Annotated in this window: 11 protein-coding genes and 1 pseudogene; 2 read left to right on the top strand and 10 right to left on the bottom strand. The window is 66.7% G+C overall.

The window, feature by feature from the left end; all coding sequences use genetic code 11:
- Window positions 1-4: 4 nt before the first annotated feature.
- The 4 genes and pseudogenes from EBL84_RS13830 to EBL84_RS13815 form a co-directional block, all read right to left on the bottom strand.
- Window positions 5-1,303 carry a methyl-accepting chemotaxis protein gene (locus tag EBL84_RS13830; protein ID WP_123141356.1) on the bottom strand — a complete coding sequence of 433 codons (1,299 nt, stop codon included), beginning with the start codon at window positions 1,301-1,303 and terminating at the stop codon, window positions 5-7.
- A gap of 609 nt (window positions 1,304-1,912) precedes the next feature.
- Window positions 1,913-2,860, bottom strand: coding sequence for a zinc metalloprotease HtpX (locus tag EBL84_RS13825; RefSeq protein WP_190287975.1), 948 nt, complete (start codon window positions 2,858-2,860; stop codon window positions 1,913-1,915).
- Between the two features lie 66 nt (window positions 2,861-2,926).
- Window positions 2,927-3,130, bottom strand: coding sequence for a 4-oxalocrotonate tautomerase family protein (locus EBL84_RS13820; RefSeq protein ID WP_005224954.1), 204 nt, complete (start codon window positions 3,128-3,130; stop codon window positions 2,927-2,929).
- Between the two features lie 111 nt (window positions 3,131-3,241).
- Window positions 3,242-6,037, bottom strand: a pseudogene (locus tag EBL84_RS13815) (ribonucleoside-diphosphate reductase subunit alpha); the annotation flags it as partial.
- Window positions 6,038-6,370: 333 nt separating this feature from the next.
- Between EBL84_RS13815 and EBL84_RS13810 the strand changes: the two are divergent.
- Complete coding sequence (locus EBL84_RS13810) at window positions 6,371-7,159, top strand: c-type cytochrome (RefSeq protein WP_123141353.1); 789 nt, start codon at window positions 6,371-6,373, stop codon at window positions 7,157-7,159.
- A gap of 12 nt (window positions 7,160-7,171) precedes the next feature.
- On the opposite strand, the gene EBL84_RS13805 is transcribed toward EBL84_RS13810, so the two are convergent.
- The 6 genes from EBL84_RS13805 to EBL84_RS13780 all read right to left on the bottom strand — a co-directional run bounded on the left by EBL84_RS13805 (window position 7,172) and on the right by EBL84_RS13780 (window position 17,890).
- On the bottom strand, window positions 7,172-8,980 hold the full coding sequence (locus EBL84_RS13805; protein ID WP_123141352.1) for a diguanylate cyclase: 1,809 nt from the start codon (window positions 8,978-8,980) through the stop codon (window positions 7,172-7,174).
- 148 nt (window positions 8,981-9,128) lie between these two features.
- Window positions 9,129-12,182 (bottom strand): efflux RND transporter permease subunit, encoded by a 3,054-nt coding sequence (locus EBL84_RS13800; RefSeq protein WP_223807021.1) that lies wholly within the window; start codon window positions 12,180-12,182, stop codon window positions 9,129-9,131.
- A gap of 36 nt (window positions 12,183-12,218) precedes the next feature.
- Window positions 12,219-12,848 (bottom strand): hypothetical protein, encoded by a 630-nt coding sequence (locus EBL84_RS13795; protein WP_223807020.1) that lies wholly within the window; start codon window positions 12,846-12,848, stop codon window positions 12,219-12,221.
- A 27-nt stretch (window positions 12,849-12,875) separates the two neighbouring features.
- Window positions 12,876-13,928 (bottom strand): efflux RND transporter periplasmic adaptor subunit, encoded by a 1,053-nt coding sequence (locus EBL84_RS13790; RefSeq protein ID WP_123141349.1) that lies wholly within the window; start codon window positions 13,926-13,928, stop codon window positions 12,876-12,878.
- Window positions 13,928-14,278 (bottom strand): S24 family peptidase, encoded by a 351-nt coding sequence (locus EBL84_RS13785; RefSeq protein WP_123141348.1) that lies wholly within the window; start codon window positions 14,276-14,278, stop codon window positions 13,928-13,930. The genes EBL84_RS13790 and EBL84_RS13785 overlap by 1 nt, the downstream gene beginning before the upstream one ends.
- 138 nt (window positions 14,279-14,416) lie before the next feature.
- The gene (locus EBL84_RS13780; RefSeq protein ID WP_190287974.1) at window positions 14,417-17,890 is read right to left on the bottom strand and encodes a tetratricopeptide repeat protein; all 3,474 of its coding nucleotides are present in this window, start codon (window positions 17,888-17,890) and stop codon (window positions 14,417-14,419) included.
- A gap of 310 nt (window positions 17,891-18,200) precedes the next feature.
- Here EBL84_RS13780 and EBL84_RS13775 point away from each other — a divergent pair, with 310 nt between their 5' ends.
- Complete coding sequence (locus EBL84_RS13775; RefSeq protein ID WP_123141346.1) at window positions 18,201-19,994, top strand: ABC transporter ATP-binding protein/permease; 1,794 nt, start codon at window positions 18,201-18,203, stop codon at window positions 19,992-19,994.
- The last annotated feature ends 103 nt before the right edge of the window (window positions 19,995-20,097 follow it).

The following is a 20,097-nucleotide window of genomic DNA, read 5'->3' as shown; positions in this document are numbered from 1 at the left end:
ACCCCTATTTCACCTTGTCACGTAACGCCTCGGCCGCTTCGAGAGCACTCTTCACGAGGTTAGCCGCTTCGTCGGTGGCCTCTGCTGCCTCGGCCCCATTGCGGGCAATATCCTCCACCACTGCGTTCTGCTCAGTGACGCTGGCCGCGACCGACTGCATTGAGGATCTGACTTCACCGATCTGGCGACTCGCCTCGGTCACTCGCTCCGACAAGTTGACGATCCGACCGACGTTGTCGGCGATTTGGAGGCGCGTTTCTTCGGTCTTTTCGGCAATCTGCTGCGTGGCTTCCTGGGTTTTTTGAGCCAGCTGTTTGACCTCGTTCGCCACGACCGCGAAGCCGCGCCCGTGCTCCCCGGCGCGAGCCGACTCGATCGACGCGTTCAGCGCCAGAAGGTTGGTTTGGTTGGCGATTTCTCGAATGACCGTGCTCATCATCGAGATCTGCTCGCCAACTGTTGCCAAGGCGCGTATGGCGTCGGCCGCTTCCTGTGCTTCGTCGCCGACCTGTTGCGCGATCTTTTCGACGGTGTTCACCGTAGCTACCGTAGTCTCGGCCGAGCGGCTAATCTCTAAGGTCGAGTACGAGAGCTCTTCAGCGGCGGTAGCGACGCTCTTGATGTTCCCCGAGACTTCGTGGATTGCATGAGCGGTGCTCGTCGATAGCTCTTGGACGCGATCACTGGCGCGCGACATCTGGAACTTCAGCTCCTCCTGAGGATCCACCCATTCCACGACATAAGCCGGTTGGCCAGATAAATCCTCAACGGTCTTGGTATAGACCCGGAAATGGTTCAGCCCACCTCCGAAGTCTTGAGCGAATATTGTGTTCGGCTGTCCTTTGCTCAGACACGCTCTACCGCAATTTTCGGTCTTGCAGATATTGGCGCCCCACTCATGGCAAGGCCGATCGAGAAACTCGCTAAGAGGCTTGCCAAAAGCAGCCCGAACCGGATGGTTCACGTAGAGCCATCGCCATTCCTTGTCTCCCGGTTCGCCGATCGCTGTGACTGAGCAGGGTTGATCGCATGCATCCAAGATGCCCATGAAGAAACGCTCACGCTCACGTTGGATCTTTTCGAGATTTTCGAGGTGCCTTGGGATGCGTGATCGCAGGTACCACGCGGCGGTGAAACCGATCAGCACTCCGAGCGGCCAGATCCAGTCGTCGGAGAATCGCCAGAGCAGCGCGCCGAGCAGGGCAATGCCTGCAAAGGCAAGGGTCATCAGGCGGCTCAGTCGATTGATTTCATGCCGAAACTCCCGCAGTGCCGTGGGCACGGAATGGTGATCGATAACCATCGTTAATCCTCAAGGATACGAGAGAGTCATAGCGGGTCAACAAGATTACCCCGCTACCTTTGACTCTTTCTTGAAAAGGCACCTATTCAGTCAATGCGGTCTGTTTCAATGGCCCTGTGAACGGCATTCGCCTTCTTTCGGTTTTCAATGCGGGGTCTACGTCTCTGCGGATATACGCTCGTGACGGGATCTTTCGTTTCGGCTATCTTCCCTGCGCAGCTTTAGCATATGCGATCTGCTCGTTCAAGACACTGCTCGCACCTGGAATCGGGAATGTGTTCGCTTTTCGTTGGTAACGCTACCGCCAATTCAGCCGGCACGACTGACGGTAAGCCGCGTGAATCAGACGCTCATGTTCAATCGCGAGCGTCCGTTTGCGTGTGATGACACCAGGGTCAGGACGATCACTTGGTCCGGGGCTTTTTGCGCGATGAGTCGCGAGCCGAATTGGCCCGGTGAGTGTGCCTTTAGTGTGGCACGCCGGGGCGTGTCGAGGCTGGATCCTATGATGGTTGACGGCCCCCGGAGGGGCGTCAAGCGTGTGGTGGCTATTTTCCTTGATCGCCGTCTGGATATCGGCCCGACATGGGAGGGCACGTGAGCGATCACTCACGACCACAGCCCCCAGAGATGAGAGCGCCGCGGTGCGGGCGCCGGGGAGAGGGGTGGGTGCAGCCCGCCGGGGCCGGTCGGCAGCCTCGGGCGAGGTGGCGCGGCGAGTGCGCGCAGTCGCTCGATGCGTGCCTCGGTCGAGGGGTGGGTCCGCAGCAGCGAAGGTTCGGGCAGGCGCCAATGGGGCGCGAGCAGCCGCTCCCAGCCGCTGCCCTGCAGGCGCTCGATGCGCGCCAGCGCACGCGCCAGTCCCTCGGGGTCGCCGGTGAGCTCGACGGCGCGCCGATCGGCCTCGAACTCGCGGCTGCGCGAGAGCGCGAACTGCGCCAGCGCGCTCAGCGTCGGCGCGAACACCAGCACCAGCAACGCCGCCCAGGGCACCTCGACCCCGCCGAGCAGCGCCAGCGGCAGCGCGATCAACACCAGCAGCTGACCGATCAGGCTCAACAGATTGGTGAGTCGGCTGACCAGATCGGCGAAGGCCATCACCCGCAGGTCGTCGTTGGCGATGTGGCCGACCTCGTGGGCGAGCACCGCGATCAGCTCGCGCTCGTCGAGCCGACGCAGGGTCATCTCGGAGACGGCGATCACCGAGGACCAGGGACCGCCGGTGGCGAAGGCGTTGACCACCCGCGAGGGGATGTAATAGAGCAGCGGCACCCGAGGCAGCCCGGCGCGCGCGGCCAGGGTCTCGAGCACCCGATAGAGCGCCGGGGCCTGATGCGTCGCGAGCAGCTGGCCGCGATAGAGCGAAAGGGCCAGACGCGGCGAGGCCAGCGGGGTGAACAGATAGAGCGCCGCTACCACCACCAGGGCGAGCAGCGCCAGATCGGGGCCGCCGAGGATCCAGGCCAGGGTCGAGCACAGGGTGGCGAGCACCGCCAGCAGCGCGGCGGTGTGCAACTGGTTGAGTCGGCGGTGTGCGGCGAGACGTCGGATATCCATCATCACCCGCCGAGAGTGGTGACGATCATCGCCGCGGACAAGTGTCGGCCCGCCGCCGGCGCGGACTCAGCGGCCGCTGGCGCGCCGCACGGTGACCGTCTCGCCGCCGATCCCCCAGTTGTCGGTCTCGACCTCGTCGATCACCACCACCGTGGTCTGCGGGTTCTTGTCGAGCACCCGGGCGAGCAGCTCGGTGACCCCGCTGATCAGCTCGGCCTTCTGCTCGGCGCTCGCCCCCTCGCGGGTGATCTTGATGTTGACGTAGGGCATGGTGGTCTCCTGGGCCGTTATTGATCGAGCAGTGGTCTCTTAATCCACAGCGCTTCGCGTTGACTTGAGTCGTAGGCGCGAACGGCGCCGCCGCGCCGTCCGCGCGGGTTGCTACTGGCAGGCCTCGCACTCGGGATCGTCGATGGCGCAGGCGCGTGGCGTCTGCTCGGCGGCGCCGTAGCTGCCGCCGACCGCGCTCAGGCGGTTGGCGCGCTGGTTGTCGGCGAGGGTCGATTTCTCGACATGGGTGGCGCCCTGCGAGCGCAGGTAATAGGTGGTCTTCAGCCCCCGCACCCAGGCGAGCTTGTAGAGGTTGTCGAGCTTCTTGCCGCTCGGCTCGGCCATGTAGAGGTTGAGGCTCTGCGCCTGGTCGAGCCACTTCTGGCGGCGCGCGGCGGCCTCGATCAGCCAGCGCGGGTCGATCTCGAAGGCGGTGGCATAGCGCTGCTTGAGCGTCTCGGGGATGCGCTCGATCGGTTGCAGCGAGCCGTCGTAGTACTTGAGGTCGTTGACCATCACCTCGTCCCACAGCCCGAGCGTCTTGAGTTCGGCGATCAGGTCGGGGTTGACCACGGTGAACTCGCCCGAGAGGTTCGATTTCACGAACAGGTTCTGGTAGGTCGGCTCGATCGACTGACTGACCCCGACGATGTTGCTGATGGTCGCCGTCGGCGCGATCGCCAGACAGTTGGAGTTGCGCATCCCGACCTCGCGCACCCGCGCGCGCAACGCGTTCCAGTCGAGGGTGGTGGTGGTGTCGACCTGGAGATACTCGCCGCGCGACTCGGCGAGCAGGGCGATGCTGTCGATCGGCAGGATGCCCCGGCTCCACAGCGAGCCCTCGAAGCTCGGATAGCGCCCGCGCTCGGCGGCCAGCTCGCAGCTCGCCTCGATCGCGTAGTAGCTCAGCACCTCCATGCTGCGATCGGCGAACTGCACCGCCTCGGGGCTGGCGTAGGACAGCCCGAGACGATGGAGCGCGTCCTGGAAGCCCATGATGCCGAGCCCCACCGGGCGATGGCGCCGATTGGCCTCACGCGCCTGGGGGACGTTGTAGAAGTTGTAGTCGATGACGTTGTCGAGCATCCGCATGGCGGTGCGCACGGTACGGCGCAGCCGCTCGAGGTCGAGCCCCTTGGCGGTGACGTGGGCGGCGAGGTTGACCGAGCCGAGGTTGCACACCGCGATCTCCTCGTCGCTGGTGTGCAGGGTGATCTCGGTGCACAGGTTGGAGCTGTGCACCACCCCGGCGTGCTGGTTGGTGTAGCGCAGGTTGCAGGGGTCCTTGAAGGCGATCCAGGGGTGGCCGGTCTCGAACAGCATGCCGAGCATCTTGCGCCACAGATCGACCGCCCTGAGGGTCTTGCTCACCCGCAGCTCGCCGCGCGCGGCGCGCGCCTCGTAGTCGCAGTAGGCGCGTTCGAACGCCGCGCCGCTGAGATCGTGCAGCTCGGGGGTCTCGTCGGGCGAGAACAGCGTCCAGGGGCCGTCCTCGGCCACCCGCTTCATGAACAGGTCCGGCACCCAGTTGGCGGTGTTCATGTCGTGGGTGCGGCGGCGGTCGTCGCCGGTGTTCTTGCGCAGGTCGAGGAACTCCTCGATGTCGATGTGCCAGGTCTCGAGATAGGCGCACACCGCGCCCTTGCGCTTGCCGCCCTGGTTGACCGCCACGGCGGTGTCGTTGGCGACCTTGAGGAAGGGCACCACGCCCTGGCTCTTGCCGTTGGTGCCCTTGATGTGCGCGCCCATGCCGCGCACCCGGCTCCAGTCGTTGCCCAGCCCGCCGGCGAACTTGGAGAGCAGGGCGTTGTCCTTGATCGCGCTGTAGATGCCGTCGAGGTCGTCGGCCACCGTGGTCAGGTAGCACGAACTCAGCTGCGGGCGCAGGGTGGCGGAGTTGAACAGCGTCGGGGTCGAGCTCATGAAGTCGAAGCTCGACAGCAGCTCGTAGAACTCGATGGCGCGCGTCTCGCGATCGGACTCGTTGATCGCCAGCCCCATCGCCACGCGCATGAAGAATGCCTGCGGCAGCTCCAGGCGCACCGCGTCGCGGGTGCGGATGAAATAGCGGTCGTAGAGCGTCTGCAACCCGAGATAGCCGAACTGCAGGTCGCGCTCGGGGCGCAGCGCCGCGCCCAACCGGTCGAGGTCGAAGCGGGCAAGCTCGGGGTCGAGCAGTTCGAGTTCGATGGCGCGTGCCACATAGGCCGCGAGATAGGCGCCGTAGCGCTCGCCGAGGTCGGCCTGGGTCTCGACCCCCTCGGCCAGCCCCAGCGCGCCCAGCGCCTCGCGGCGGAGGATGTCGAGCAGCAATCGGGCGGCGACCTGGTTGTACTCGGGCTCGCGCTCGATCTGGGTGCGCGCGGCCATCACCAGCGCCTGGCGCACGTCGCGCTCGGCCACGCCGTCGAAGAGATTGCGCAGGGTCTCGTCGACGATCGCCTGGGGGTCGACCCAGTCGAGTCCGCGACAGGCCTCGTCGACCAGTCGGGTCATCCGCGCCAGATCGAGCGGGCGGGGGCTGCCGTCGTCGCCGGTGATGGTGAGCGCCGGGCGGGTGTCGCTCGTCGCCGGGACGGGCTCGCGGCGCTGGTCGCGGGCGCGGGCGTGCTGCTCGCGATAGAGCACGTAGGCGCGCGCCACCGGGTGCTCGCCGGCGCGCATCAGCGCCAGCTCGACCTGATCCTGGATGTCCTCGATGTGCACCGTGCCGCCGCCGGGCAGACGGCGGGTGAGGGCGGCGACGACCTGCTCGGTGAGCGCCTCGACGCGTTCGTGGACGCGGGTCGAGCCGGCGGCGCTACCGCCCTCGACGGCGAGGAAGGCCTTGGTCATGGCCACCGCGATCTTGCTCGGGTCGAAGCCGGTGACCTTGCCGTTGCGCCGGATCACCTGCAACCGGCCCGGGGTCGGACCGCCCTGGGGACCGGCTGGCGCGCGCGTCTGCTGATCCGGGCTTGCGGTGTTGTCGGCGGACATGGAAATCTCCTTGTGAGGTGTCTGTCCACGGCCGATCTGGGGGTGTGGCCGTGGTGGGGTGTGCGGGATGGCGTGTCAATATATGCGCGTTTTCTCGGGTGTCAACCACAATATATTGATGACTTGGCCCGATGGAGCATGCGGCGCGCGCGCTCCGTGTACTCCGCGGCTTGCCAAGCCGGAGCCTGCTCCCATAAGCTCGGAACGGGCTCCGCGCCCTAGGTTGCTGCGATCGTTGTCGATGACTCGCAAGGAGATGCCATGTCCCAGCCAGTGTTCGCGCGCCCGGTCCTGTGCGCGCTCGCGCTGCTCGTCGCCCCGCTGGCGTCGGCGCAGCCGGATCCGAAGTCGCTCGCGCAGGCCGAGTTCGACCGGGCCAGCCAGCTCACGCCCGATATCGAGAACGGTCGTCGGGTCTATCTGACCTGTGCCGTGTGCCACCGCCCCGAGGGCTGGGGCAGTCCCGATGGGGCCTATCCGCAGATCGCCGGGCAGCTCCCGGAGGTGGTCATCAAGCAGCTCGCCGACATCCGCGCGGGCAATCGCGACAACCCGCTGATGTATCCCTTCGCGCTGCCGCGTATCCTCGGCGGGCCACAGAACATCGCCGATGTCGCCGCCTATGTCGCGACCCTGCCGATGACTGCCGACAACGCCAGGGGGCCGGGTGTCGACCTCGATCTCGGGCGCGAGCTCTACGAGGCGCAGTGCGCCGAGTGTCACGGCGCCGAGGGCGAGGGCGACGTCGGGCGTCTCGCGCCCCAGCTCGCCGGTCAGCACTTCCCCTATCTGATGCGTCAGTTCGAGGCGATCGCCACCGGTCGGCGGCGTAACTCGGATGCGGAGATGACCAAGCTGCTCGCCCAGTTCGGTCCGCGCGAGCAGGCCGCGGTGCTCGACTACAGCTCGCGTCTGCCGCTGCCGCCGGAGAAGGTGGCGCCGGCCGAATGGTTCAACCCCGACTTCCCGGCCTATGTGCGCGAGCCGCTCGGCATGGCGCCGCCCCCGCCGCCACCCCCACCGCCGCCGTTGCCGTTGCCGCCGCGTTGAGCCGCGCCGGCGCTAGCCGGCGAACACCGCGCGGTTGCGCCCGGCCTGCTTGGCGGTGTAGAGCGCCTTGTCGGCGCGCTCGACCAGGGCGTCGAGCGGCTCGCCGGCGCGGCGCAGGGCGCCGCCGATGCTCACAGTCAGACGGAGTTCGAGCCCGTCGTCGAGGACGAACAGGTGGGCGGCGATGCGTGCGCGCAGCCGTTCGGCGAGGGTCCGTCCCTGCTCGGCCGAGGCATCCATCAGGAACAGGATGAACTCCTCGCCGCCGAAGCGCACCGGCACGTCGCCGTCGCGAATGGAGCCGTGGAGCAGGGTCGCGACCTGACGCAGTAGCGCGTCGCCGACGGGATGACCGTAGTGGTCGTTGATCCGCTTGAAGTGATCGAGGTCGAGCATCAGCGCGACGACCTGGGGGCCGCCGCGGTCCTGGGCGTGGCACTGACGCTCGATGATGTCCTGCATGTAGAAACGGTTGAACAGCCCGGTGAGCGAGTCGCGGATCGAGCGCTGGTAGGTGCGGGTGCGCTCGGCCTCGATCGAGCGATAGATCGCCTCGCGCTCGAGTACCACCTGCAGCGGCACCGTCAGCTGAGCGATGAGCTGGCGCTCGTGCGCGCCGATCTCGATCGGGTGTTCCAGATGGATATGGGCGATCGCCTCCAGCCGCTCGCTCTCGCGGGCGAACAGCGGCAGCAGCAGGCTCATCGCGCCCTCGTCACCGGTGTGACAGCAAAAGCGCTCGTCGTGGAGGGGGTGACCGTGCAGACAGCGCCCGGCGCTGTCGCCGAGCCAGCGCGCGCGGCTGATGCCGAGTAGCGCGCGCAGCCACGCCGGGACCTGCTCGGCGCGCTGCTGCTCCTGCCCGTCGGCGACCAGACCGAGCGCCTCGCCGTCGGCGAGTTCGAGATAGTAATCGATCCGCGCCACCGGCAGGCTGCGGCGCACCACCTCCAGCAGCCGCGCGGCGATGTCGTGGAAGTCGCGGCAGTAGAGCATGGTGCGGGTGATCTCGCCGAGCGTCCGGTTGAGCCGCGAGAGCCGACGGATGTCGGTGTCGACCCCGCCGGCGAAGAGATAGATCCCGCAGTCGAGTTCGCGCAGTTGCTCGATGATCGGCCCGACCAGCGGCGCGGGGATGATCGAGCCGTGCTGCGGGGCGATCAGCCTGACCGGGTGACGGGCGATCTGGTCGAGCGCGTGGACGAGGATGTCGCGGCTGGGGATGTAGTGCTCGTGGAAGGGGCGCATCGCCTCGAAGTAACCGATGTCCTCGGCCATCAGCGCCGGTGTCTCGGTGAAGCCGCCGAACAGATCGCTGGAGAACAACACCCCGGTCTCGGCGTCGAAGGTGCAGAAGGCGCCGGGGAAATGGGCATAGGGGGTGAACACGAAGCGCAGCTCGCGCTCGGGCAGCTGGAGCCGCCAGTCGTGCTCGTCGACCAGCCAGAAGGGCAGCCGCTCCAGGCCGTAGTGGCGCAACAGCGCGCTACAACGCCAGTGGGTCACCAGCACGGCGTCGGGGCGGTCGACGAGTTCGTCGATCAGCGGCAGACAGGCGGTGATGTCCGGGTCCTGGTGGTGACAGACGAAGTAGCGGATCGCCGAGAAGGGGATGATCTCCTCGATCTTGCGCAGCGTGGCGGCGAAGGTCAGCCGCGAGCCGGGGTCGAGCAGTACCGACTGGTCGCCCTGCTCGATGAGATAGACGTGGCACTGGAAGGGGTCGTCGGTGAGCACGTGTCCCACCCACCAGACCCGCGGGGCGATCTCGATCGCGTGGTCGGTGTCGAGCCTGCGTTGGCTGGGATCGGTCTGGTGCATGGTGTGGTTTGACTCCGGAACCGGATATGTCCGCGTGGATCGGTTCCGCGACCCTGAGCCACACTCCTGGCGGAGACCCGCCCGTCCAGGCTCAATCCCTTGAACGACATCATCCCTTGCGAGACGCACGGCGACAAGCCCGGTGTGTTCACCCGCGCGCGGCGAGCCGATAGACCACCGGCACCAGCAGCAGCGAGACCAGGGTGGAGAAGGCCAGCCCGGCGACGATGGTCACCGCCAGCGGCTGGAGCATCTCCGCGCCCTCGCCGAGGGCGAGCGCCAGCGGCAGCATGCCGACCACCGTGGTCAGCGTGGTCATCAGGATCGGGCGCAGGCGCAGCCGCGCGGCGGCGAGGATCGCCGGCTCCAGCGCCCGCCCAGCGCGTCGCTCCAGCTCGATGAACTCAACCAGCACGATGGCGTTGTTGACGACGATGCCGGCGAGCATGATCAGCCCCAGCCACACCGGCATCGACACCCCCAGCCCGGTGAGCCACAGCCCCAGCACCACCCCGATCAGCGCGAAGGGCACCGAGAAGAGGATGATCAGCGGGTTGCGCACCGACTCGTACTGCACCGCCATCGCCACCAGCACCAGCAGCAGCGCCAGGGCGAGCAGGATGCGGCCCATCTCGCGGCCCTGTTGCAGGGTCTCCAGGGTGCCGCCCTCGTAGAGGCTGTAGCCCGGCGGCAGCTCGATCGTGGCGGCGGCGGCCAGCGCCGCGCCGATCGCCCGCTCCAGTCCGAGCGCGGGGTCGACCGAGGCGCTGATCTCGACCATGCGCTGCTGGCGCTCGCGCAGGATGGTCGAGGGCTGGGGCAGGAAGGCGACCTCGGCGAGATCCCCCAGACGCAGCGCGCGGCGCGGTTCGGTGGCGCTGAACAGGATCATCGACTCCAGATCGCCGGGGGTGTCGAGCTGCTCGCGATCGAGGCGCAGCCGCAGGTCGATGGCGCGGTCGCCGTCGAGGTACTCGCCCACCAGCCGCCCCTCGAGCGCATAGCGCAGCAGGGTGCCGACCGACTCGACATCGAGCCCGAAGCTCGCCGCGCGCTCGGGGTCGAGACGGATGGCGATCTCCTGGTCGACCTCCTCGTAGCTGTGTTGCAGGTTGCTCAGCCCCTCGACGCTGCCCAGCCGCTCGACCACCCGGTCGGCGAGCCGCCCCAGCTCGGCCAGGTCCGGCCCCTGGATGCGCAGGCTGAGATCGTCGTCGCCGCGGTTGAAGCGGATGCCGCGGATACCGCGGGTGTAGAGGCTCACGCGCAGCCCCGGCAGCGCGCGTTCGGCGATCGCCGCGCGGGTGGCGGCGATCCAGGCGGGGGTGTCGAGCGCGCGCTCGGCGAGCGGGTCGAGCAGCACCTGGAGGCTCGCGCGGTTGGGGCTCTCGAAGCTCGACCGGCCGAAGACGAAGCCGCCGACGGTGGTGAAGATGGCGCGCACCCCCGGCTGCTCGGCCACCACCGACTCGACGGCGCGGGTGAGCGCGTCCATGTGCTCGATGTCGACCCAGTCGTCGGCGGTGAGGCTGATGCGCACATCGCCCTCGTCGAGTTCGGGCAGGAAGCTCTGCGGCGCGGCGAGCAGCCACGGCAGGCTCGCGGCAAGCGCAGCGATGAACACCCCGAGCACCGCCCAGCGCCAGCCGAGCAGCCGCCCGAGCAGTCGCGCGTAGCCCTGCTGCAGGGCCGCGACGGCGGCGTCGATGGCCGCGCGCACGCGCCCCTCGGCGGCTGCCGGGACGCGCCCGGCGAGCGCCGGAACCAGCGTCAGGGCGACCACCATGGCGGCGAGGATCGCCGCCGAGATGGTGAAGATCAGCTCCTCGAACAGCAGCCCCACCAGCCCGCCGATGAACAGGAAGGGCAGCACCGCGGCGAGGTTGGTCGAGGTCGAGGCGACGATCGCGCTGGTCACCTCGCGCGCGGCGGCGTCGGCCGCCGCCTCCGGGGCGCGCCCGGCGCGCTGGTGGCGCTGGATGTTCTCCAGCATCACGATGGTGCTGTCGACCAGCATGCCGATGCCGAGCGCCAGGCCCCCGAGGGTCATGATGTTGAAGGTCAGCCCGTTGGCGGCCATCAGGATGAAGGTCACCAGCACCGCGATCGGGATCGCCGAGCCGATGATCAGGGTGCGGCGCAGGCTGCCGAGGAACAGATAGACCACCGCCATCGCCAGCAGCGCGCCGCTGCCCGCCGCGCCGATGGCGTTGGCCAGGGACTGGCGGATGTAGCGCGCCTGATCGTCGACGCGCTCGATGGCGATGTCCTCGGGGATGCGCCGCTGCGCGGCGAGACGTTCGAGTTCCCGGTCGACGGCATCGACCACGGCGACGGTGTTGGCCAGCGGCTGTTTCTGGATCGAGAGCTTGACCCCGGGGCGGTCGTCGAGCCGGATGCGCAGCCGCTCCTCGGCCGCGCCGTCGATCACCCGCGCCACCTCGTCGAGGCGCAGCAGCGCCGTCGGGCGCTCGGTCTCGGTGAGACGCAGCGGCAGCGCGGCGATCTCGGCGACCGACTCGAAGCGCCCCTGGGCGCGGGCGCTGATCTCGCCCTCGGGCATCCGCAACCGTCCCCCGGCGACGTCCTGGTTGGTCTCGCGCAGCCGTGCCTCCAGGTCGCGCGCGTCCAGCCCGAGCGCGGCGAGACGGTACTGATCGGCGATCACCTGTACCTCGCGTTCGAGCCCGCCGCCGACCTCGGCGGCGGCCACCCCCGGCAGGTTGAGCAGCGCCGGGGCGAGGCGGTAGTCGACCCAGGCGCGCAGCGCCACCGGGTCGCGGCTGTCGGAGCCGACCACGTACTCGGCCACCGGCAACTGGAAGGGGTCGCGCTTGTAGATGATCGGCGGCTCGTCGGTGTCGGGGATGAAACGCTTGGCGCGGTCGAGCCGGGCGCTGGCGTCCTGCAACGCCTGATCGATGTCGGTGCCGTAGCGGAAGGAGAGATCGACCGCGCTGCGCCCCTCGCTGGTCTGCGACTGGATGGCGATCGCCCCCTCGGTGATCGCCAGTTGCTCCTCGAGCTGCCGGGTGAACTCGTCCTCCATCACCTCCGCCGGCACGCCGGGGTCGAGCACCCGCACGCGCACGTCGGGGTAGACGATCTGCGGCAACAGGTCGATGTTGAGCCGGCTCAGCGAGAGTGCGCCGAGCACCATCACCGCGAGCGTCAGCGCCACCACCCCGATGGGGTGGCGCACCGACCAGCTCGACAGCGCCGCGACCACCGCCGCCCCTCAGCGCCCGGCGCGGGCCAGCTCGGCGGCGGCCGACTCCACCACCCGCAGCTCGCTGAGCGGGTAGGGCGGGATGCCGAGGCGCTGCAACCGCGCCTGGTGGGTGGTGCAGAAGGCATGGTGGAAGGTGAGGAACAGCGGGTGGGCGATCACCTCCTGCGCCGTGGCGAGGAAGCGCAGATAGCTGCGCGCCTGCCCCATGTGATACTCCGAGGGCGGCTCGCCGAGGTGCACCGCCTCCAGCTCGCGGTCCCACAGCGAGAAGCGTGCGGGGTTGGCCAGATGGAGCAGGGTCGCGGCGTTCTCCAGCGAGCCGAGACAGGCCGCCACCGGGTCGATCAGGCCGCTGCCGACCACCGCCTCGGGGGCGCGCGCGGCGTCGAAGGCGGCGATCGCCGCGCCCAGCTCGGCGGTGTCGAGGCGCAGCGCCTGCGTGCTCCAGGCGTGGGCGAGGGCGGCGCAGCGCAGGAAGGCCTCGGTGGTGTCGCTCGCCGGCGCCTGGGCGGCGCCGAGCAGCGCCGGGTAGCTGTGCAGCCGGGTGAGCGCGGGGGCGTTGGCGCGCAACCGGCTGGCGCTGACCAGCTCGACGGCCTGATAGAGACGTTCGATGTGCATCGGTGCAATAGGCATGGCTGTCGTCAGTGGCGATGGGATCACTCAGTCTGACACGACATCCACCGCCTTGCCCGCGCGCAGCCCGAGGAAACCCCGGGTGATCACCCGCTCGCCGGGGGCCAGCCCGTCGCGGATCTCCACCCGGTCCTCCACCTGCAGACCGCTGCGCACCGCGCGCCGCGCCGCGCGACCTTGCGCGTCGATCAGCCAGACGAACTCGCCCTGGCGATCGCGCCGCAGCGCGTTGAAGGGGATCAGCAGCCGCGCGACCGGCGCGCTCTCGAGCCGCGCGCGCACGAACTGCCCGGCGCGCGCCCCGGCGGGGATGGGGTCGAGCGCCAGCTCGACGATGCCCTGGCGGGTGCGCCGCTCCAGACTGGGGTGGATGCGCAGCACCCGCGCCGGGAAGCGTTGCGCGCCGAGCGCGTCGATGCGCAGGCTCGCCGCGTCGCCGACGGCCAGGTGCGGCAGCAGCAGCTCGGAGGCGGCGACCTCGGCGACCAGCGAGTCCGGGTCGGCGAGCGCGAGCAACTGGGTGTTCTTGGAGACGAAGTCTCCCGGTTCGACCAGCCGCTCGGTGATCACCCCGGCGAAGGGCGCCTCGATCCGGGTGAAGGAGCGGCGCGTCTCCAGCAGCTCCAGCTCGGCGCGCGCCACCCGCAGCGCGGTGCGCGCGAGGCTCACCTCCGACTCGGAGACGGCGCGGCGCGCGCGCAGGTCCTCGAGCCGCTTCAGATCGAGTTCGGCCTGTTCGAGGGTGGCGTGCGCCGCGGCGATCTCGGCCTCCAGTAGCCGATCGTCGAGCGCCACCAGCAACTGACCGCGCTCGACCCGGTCGCCCTCGTAGAGATCGAGCGCGGTGATCCGCCCCTCCTCCTGATTGAACACCCGCACCAGCCGACGATAACGCAGCGAGCCCGGGCGCTCGTGGGTGATCGGCACCGCGCTCGGCGCCACCTGCAGCGCCGCGACCAGATGCGCCTTGGGCGCGGGCCGCGCCGCGCGCGCCTGGGACGGCGCCTCATCGCCACAGCCGCCGAGCAGCAGCGCCAACACCAGCGGCAACGACAGCGCCGCGCGGAGAGAAGGGGACATCACTGGCCGGTGAGATCGGTGGCGAGACTGTCGTCGTAGTGCTTGACCTGACGGCGGATGTTGCGCTGGATGATCACCCCCAGCACCGCCCACTCCAGCCCGTCGAGCCGGATCTCGGGATAGCGCGGATTGAGCGCCACCAACCGCTCGCCCGCCGCGTCGCGCCGATACTGCCGAAACCAACGCACCCCCTCGACCTCGGCAAACACATAGGCCCCGTCGACACACTGCGGCGTCGGCTCGATCACCACGATGCAACGATCGGGGAACTCGGGCGCCATCTCCTCACCCAGCACCTGAAGCGCGAACGGCTCGTGCAGGGCGCAGCCGGATTGTTCGGGAAGAGACATGGGGGCTCCTTGGTTGTGCCTGGGAGATGACGAGGCGGGGCGAGTCAGACCGCTCGTTGGGCGTGCCGATCCGCGCTTGTCACCACGTTGTCGACCATTCTATCTGTAAATTGGTAGATGTTCATGGTTTGCCGTGGGCTACTTATTTTGCAAATAAACGATGCTTTTTCGTGTGTTGAGCGTATGAGGGTGGTCTGGGCCGAGGACGCGGGTTTGATCTGGGAGCAGAGCCTTGAAGGCCGCGAGCGCGGTTTTAGTGGCACCGGACTTTGCTTGCCAGAAAGCGATGTTGTTGCGCGTTTTGAGCGTGTCGGGATGGTCGGGTCCAAGAACGCGGATTTGATTGGCGTAAAGGGCCGCAAAGGTCTCAAGTGCAGTTTCGATGGCGCCAGACTTTGCCTGTCCGTAAGCGATGTTATTGCATGTGTTGAGAGTGAGGGGATGGTCAGGACCAAGAATGCGCGTTTGATCCTTAAGCAGGATTTTGAATTTTTCGAGAGCAGTCTCGATGGCGCCACACTTTCCTTGGCAGAGTGCGATGTTGTTGCGCGTTCTGAGTGTATCTGGGTGATCTGGGCCAAGAATTCTATTTTGGTCCGTTAGCAGTTTTTTAAAATTTTTTAGTGCGTCATTGATGGCTCCGGACGCTGCTTGCTGATCAGCAAAGTTATTGCGCGTGGTGAGCGTGTCTGGGTGATCAGCGCCAAGAATTTTAGCCTGATCCCTAAGCAATCGCTCGAAGGATTTAAGCGCTTCATTAAATGCGCCTAACTTGGCTTGAAAAAATGCGATGTTATTGCGTGTTCTGAATGTATCTGGGTGGTCAGGTCCAAGAATTCGATTCTGGTCAGTGAGTAGTGATTTGAAAGTGTTTAGTGCGTCTTTGATGGCTCCGGACTCGGCTTGCTGGTAAGCAAAATTATTGCGTATGGTGAGCGTGTCTGGGTGATCAGCGCCAAGAATTTTAGCCTGATCACTGAGCAATCTCTCGAAGGATTTAAGCGCTTCCTTGAATGCGCCGGACTTTGCTTGGCAAAGTGCGATGTTGTTGCGTGTTTTGAGTGTTTCTGGGTGGTCAGGTCCAAGAATGCGATTCTGGTCGGCGAGTAGTTCTTCAAAGGAATTTATTGCCTTATTAATGGCCCCAGATTCTGCTTGCTGGTACGCAGCGTTGTTGCGCGTGATGAGTGTGTTGGGGTGGTCTGGTCCAAGGGTGCGAGTTTGATCTATGAGAAGGCGTTCGAAGGTTTTAGTTGCGATCTCGATAGCGCCGGATTTTGCTTTAAAGAGTGCAATGTTATTGCGTGTTTTAAATGTTTCGGGATGATCAGGGCCAAGGGTGTGGGTTTGATCTGAAAGCAGGAGGTCGAAGTCCTCGAGTGCGGTCTCGATAGCACCGGATTCAGCTCGCCAGTAAGCGATGTTGCTGCGCGTAGTGAGAGTGATTAAATGCCCGGCGCCAAAGATACGGGTTTGATCCGCGAGTAGGTTTTCAAAGGACTTGAGAGCGATTTCGATAGCGCCAGACTGTGCTTGCCAGCGTGCGATATTGTTGCTCGTAATGAGTGTGAGCGGGTGGTCAGGTCCAAGAATGCGGGTCTGGTCCTTGAGTAGTATTTCGAAGGCTTTGAGCGCGGCCTCAATGGCGCCGGACTCTGCTTGCAAGTAAGCGATATTGTGGCGCGTGTTAAGCGTGTCGGGATGCTCGGGCCCGAGGATGCGGGTGTAATCGGGGAGCAGGGCCTGCAGGCTGTTGAGAGCCTCTTTGAGTTTTCCCGATTCGCCAAGGGCTTGACCATAAGCTGCCCTTGCTTCGAGTAACTCGGGCGACTCCTCGTTGACCTGCAATCGTTTCAGATAGTCGCCCAACTCGATCCGGGTCGGCAGTTCTCGTGGCAGGTCGGCCAGGGCTTGCTGGAGGGTTCGAATGGCCAGCAGGGCTTCGGTGTCGGTGATCTCGCCCTTGCCCTGGTGGTGGAGCGTGAGTGTGAGCCAGGCCCGATGTTGGGTCTCGCGCTCGGTCTCTCCGGGGGCTTGGTGTCGGATCTGTTCCCCAAGGTGTCGATAGAAGGCGTCGATGTCAGGATCGAAGAGGAATTGCCCGCGCTCTTCCTCAGCGATCCGTCGCTGATCTGGCTCGTTGAAGCGACGAAGCAGGGCCTCGATGGCCCGCACCCAGCCGTGGGGGATTTGGTCTGTTGTCAGGTGCTCGGCGATGCGCGTGTTGTCGGTCAGATCGCTGTAGGCCGCGATGGCCTGACCGGTGAGGCCGTTGTGCCAGGCGTTGGATCGGTCCGGGATGGCGAGCGTGGCCAGGGCGAGGGCCTGGCGGGCGGTCTCTGGTAGTTCCTCCCAGAGTGCGCGATAGAGTGCATGGACGTCGTTGTCGGGCAGTTTGTCGATGTCTTGCAAGCTGAGTTCGAGCGCGCGGCCGCCATAGCGACGCTGGAGCTTTGGCATGGTGCAGATCAGCTCCAGCGGGAGTGGGTTGTTGTAGCGCCGCGACAGATGATCCACGACTTCGGCGACCGTGCCTGGGTAGTAGGCGTTCACCAGCTCGGCCAGGGACTCGGTGGGGAGGGCGTCGAGAGAAGCGTCAGCCGGGAAGGACGGGGGCGGTGGCTGATCATGGCGGATACGTCGGCAGCGCTGCCGCAGGGTTGCGTCCTCCAGCAGCGCGTTGAGCTGCGTGAGCCTTTCGAGTTCTCCCGGCCAAGTGCTGGTGATGATGAGGATGGCGGCGTTCGAGCGCACCAGTCGGGCCAGTAGCTCTTCGACCAGTGGCGTGGCGCGGTGCAGATCCTCGACGAAGATGACGAATGGCAGTTCGGGGTGAGCGAGCCGGGTGATGAGGTCGACCGACCCGTCGATGATATCCGTCGGTTGATCCATCTCCAGGCGGCCACCGGCCTTGATGTGGGCCGCGTTGCGTCTGCCTTCGATGGCCTTGCCCGCCGTGAGTCGGGCGATTTGCGCGAGGATGCCGCCGCCAAGAGAGAGTTCCAATCCGCTGCCGATTACCGACCCAACGATTTCATCAAAACCTCCCTCCATGATCGCTTTTCGGGCGCGGAGAAAGCGCGTGCGGGCCTGCTCGAGACTGGGGAAATGTCGCTCCTTGAACGAGACCGCCGCCGCCCAGGCCGCTTCCAGATAAAGGGCGTGCGTCTCGAGTTGGCGCAGATCGGTGAGCAAGGCCTCCGATGGGGTGCCGTCGCTGCGCATGTCGCAGGCGATGCCCCACCAGAAGAAGCTCGGTAGGGCATTGGGCGTGCGCTCGACCCACTTGGGGTAGACATGCTTGCGCCGCGAGCCGACCTGATCGAGCCGGGCCTGCGGAATGGTGTCGAGGATGCTGGCCGGCCAGTAGCGTTCGGGATTGCCCTCGGCCTCGCGCGCGGCGAGCCGGGCGTAGAACTCCTGGGCGACTCGCGTCTTTCCCCAGCCGGAGGGCGCCTCCAGTGAGACCAGCCGGGTCTCGCGGTGCGTCTTGACCTCATCCAGCACCGAGAGCAAGCCGTCAACGAGCCGCATGCGCGAGGCGCCAACGAAGGGAGGTTGGGTGATAGGCTGCTCCATGACGGTGACGGCTCCCGAGATCTGTTCATCCATTGGCCTCCAGGATTCTGACCGAACAACGGGGCGTGTCACAAGACGTGTGAGGCACCGGCCCCGACACGAAAACCCTTCGCGCTCTTCGCCACTTCGTGGTTCAAATCCGTTTCCTGCACGGACCCCGCTGGATCGGGTCGGCATGACAGCGGCTTGTCTGGCCACGCTGGAGCCCAACCGCGCTTGGCCGCATAATTGCTTCCCCTGAACGCCGGACGTGCCGGTCGGGGTCTCGTGCCCCGGTGTGGTGCGCCACGACGTCCGTTGTTCCACCTCCAGCCAAGCCGGCGCGCCGGCTCAAGCCATGCCCATGAAACGAATCTCCGCCACCGAGCGCATCCACGGCGACCGCCGTGACTGGCACAATCTGCGGGCGATGTTGCCCTTCCTCTGGGAGTTCCGGGGGCGCGCGGCACTGGCCATCGGCTGTCTGGTGCTGGCGAAGGTGGCCAACGTCGGGGTGCCGATGCTGCTCAAGGAGATCGTCGATGCCTTCGAGCACCCCGAGACCCAGGCGCTGGTGCTGCCGCTGACGCTGCTGCTCGGCTATGGTGCGCTCAAGCTCTCGTCCTCGCTGTTCAACGAGTTGCGCGACGTGGTCTTCGCGCGGGTGCGCTATCGCGCCATGCGTCGGCTCTCGACGCGGGTGCTGACGCATCTGCACCGGCTCTCGCTGCGCTACCACCTGGGACGCCAGAGCGGGGCGATCAGTCGCGATCTGGAGCGCGGCACCCGCTCGGTCTCGACCATCCTCAACTATGTGGTGTTCAGCGTGCTGCCGGTGGTGGTCGAGTTCCTGCTGATCGCGGTGGTGCTGCTCGGGCAGTACGCGCTGAGCTTCACCCTGGTGACCTTCGCCACGGTGGCGGTCTATTTCGTCTTCACCTTCGCCATCACCGAGTGGCGGATGGACTACCGCCGCCAGATGAACCGGTTCGACTCGCAGGGCAACAGTCAGGCCTTCGACAGCCTGATGAACTACGAGACGGTGAAGTACTTCGGCAACGAGCGCCTGGAGCTGGAACGCTACGACGCCACCCTCGACGCTTGGGAGGGGTTGGCGGTACGCAGCCAGAACTCGATGTCGGTGCTCAACTTCGGCCAGGGGGCGATCATCTCCGTCGGCGTCACCCTGATCATGATCCTCGCCGCCCGCGGGGTGGTCGACGGCAGCATGAGCATCGGCGATCTGGTGCTGGTCAACGCCTTGTTGCTGCAGCTGTTCATCCCGCTCGGGATGCTCGGCATCGTCTATCGCCAGATCAAGTACGCGCTGGCCGACATGGATCTGGTGTTCAAGCTGCTCGAACGCGAGCCCGAGATCGAGGACGCCCCGGGCGCCCCGGCGCTGGCGCTGCGCACCGGCGAGGTGCGCTTCGAGCACGTCGATTTCTACTACCAGCCCGAGCGCGCCATCCTCCGCGATGTCGACTTCACCATCCCCGCCGGGCAGACGGTGGCGGTGGTCGGGCACAGCGGCGCGGGCAAGTCGACGCTGTCGCGGCTGCTGTTTCGCTTCTACGACCCGATCGGCGGGCGGGTGCTGATCGATGGTCAGGACATCCGCGCCGTCTCCCAGGACAGCCTGCGCGCGGCCATCGGCATCGTCCCGCAGGACACCGTGCTGTTCAACGAGAGCATCTATTACAATCTCGCCTACGGTCGCCCCGGGGCGAGCCGCGCCGAGATCGAGCAGGCCGCCGAGATGGCGCACATTCGCGACTTCATCGAGTCGCTGCCCGATGGTTGGGAGACGGTGGTCGGCGAGCGCGGGCTCAAGCTCTCCGGCGGCGAGAAGCAGCGCGTGGCGATCGCCCGCACCATCCTCAAGCGCCCGCGCATCCTGGTCTTCGACGAGGCCACCTCGTCGCTCGACAGCCACACCGAGCAGGCCATCCAGCAGACCCTGGCCGAGGTCGCCGAGAACCACACCACCCTGGTGATCGCGCACCGTCTCTCGACGGTGGTCGAGGCCGACCGCATCCTGGTGATGGAGGCCGGGCGTATCCGCGAGCAGGGGACCCACCAGCAGTTGCTCGCCGCCGGCGGTCAGTACGCGGCGATGTGGGAGTTGCAGCAGCGCGAGGGTGCGCAGTCGAGCTAGGGAGGATGGACGATGCGGATCGGTGGCGCGCGGCGACGCCTGAGCGCGGAGGGATTCGACGAGGGGCGGCGGGTGCGCGCGCTGCTCGCGGCGCTGGGGTTGC

The sequence above is a fragment of the Marichromatium sp. AB31 genome (assembly GCF_003718685.1).
Lineage (GTDB): Bacteria > Pseudomonadota > Gammaproteobacteria > Chromatiales > Chromatiaceae > Marichromatium > Marichromatium gracile.
The sequence above is the reverse complement of the archived record's forward strand: the minus strand, read 5'-3'. Positions and strand labels throughout refer to the sequence as shown.

Coding starts and splice junctions, on each gene's coding strand:
- EBL84_RS13825 (WP_190287975.1), bottom strand. CDS start 2,860: ATGGATATCCGACGTCTCGCCGCACACCGCCGACTCAACCAGTTGCAC.
- EBL84_RS13790 (WP_123141349.1), bottom strand. CDS start 13,928: ATGTCCCCTTCTCTCCGCGCGGCGCTGTCGTTGCCGCTGGTGTTGGCG.
- EBL84_RS13820 (WP_005224954.1), bottom strand. CDS start 3,130: ATGCCCTACGTCAACATCAAGATCACCCGCGAGGGGGCGAGCGCCGAG.
- EBL84_RS13810 (WP_123141353.1), top strand. CDS start 6,371: ATGTCCCAGCCAGTGTTCGCGCGCCCGGTCCTGTGCGCGCTCGCGCTG.
- EBL84_RS13775 (WP_123141346.1), top strand. CDS start 18,201: ATGAAACGAATCTCCGCCACCGAGCGCATCCACGGCGACCGCCGTGAC.
- EBL84_RS13805 (WP_123141352.1), bottom strand. CDS start 8,980: ATGCACCAGACCGATCCCAGCCAACGCAGGCTCGACACCGACCACGCG.
- EBL84_RS13830 (WP_123141356.1), bottom strand. CDS start 1,303: ATGGTTATCGATCACCATTCCGTGCCCACGGCACTGCGGGAGTTTCGG.
- EBL84_RS13780 (WP_190287974.1), bottom strand. CDS start 17,890: ATGGATGAACAGATCTCGGGAGCCGTCACCGTCATGGAGCAGCCTATC.
- EBL84_RS13795 (WP_223807020.1), bottom strand. CDS start 12,848: ATGCCTATTGCACCGATGCACATCGAACGTCTCTATCAGGCCGTCGAG.
- EBL84_RS13785 (WP_123141348.1), bottom strand. CDS start 14,278: ATGTCTCTTCCCGAACAATCCGGCTGCGCCCTGCACGAGCCGTTCGCG.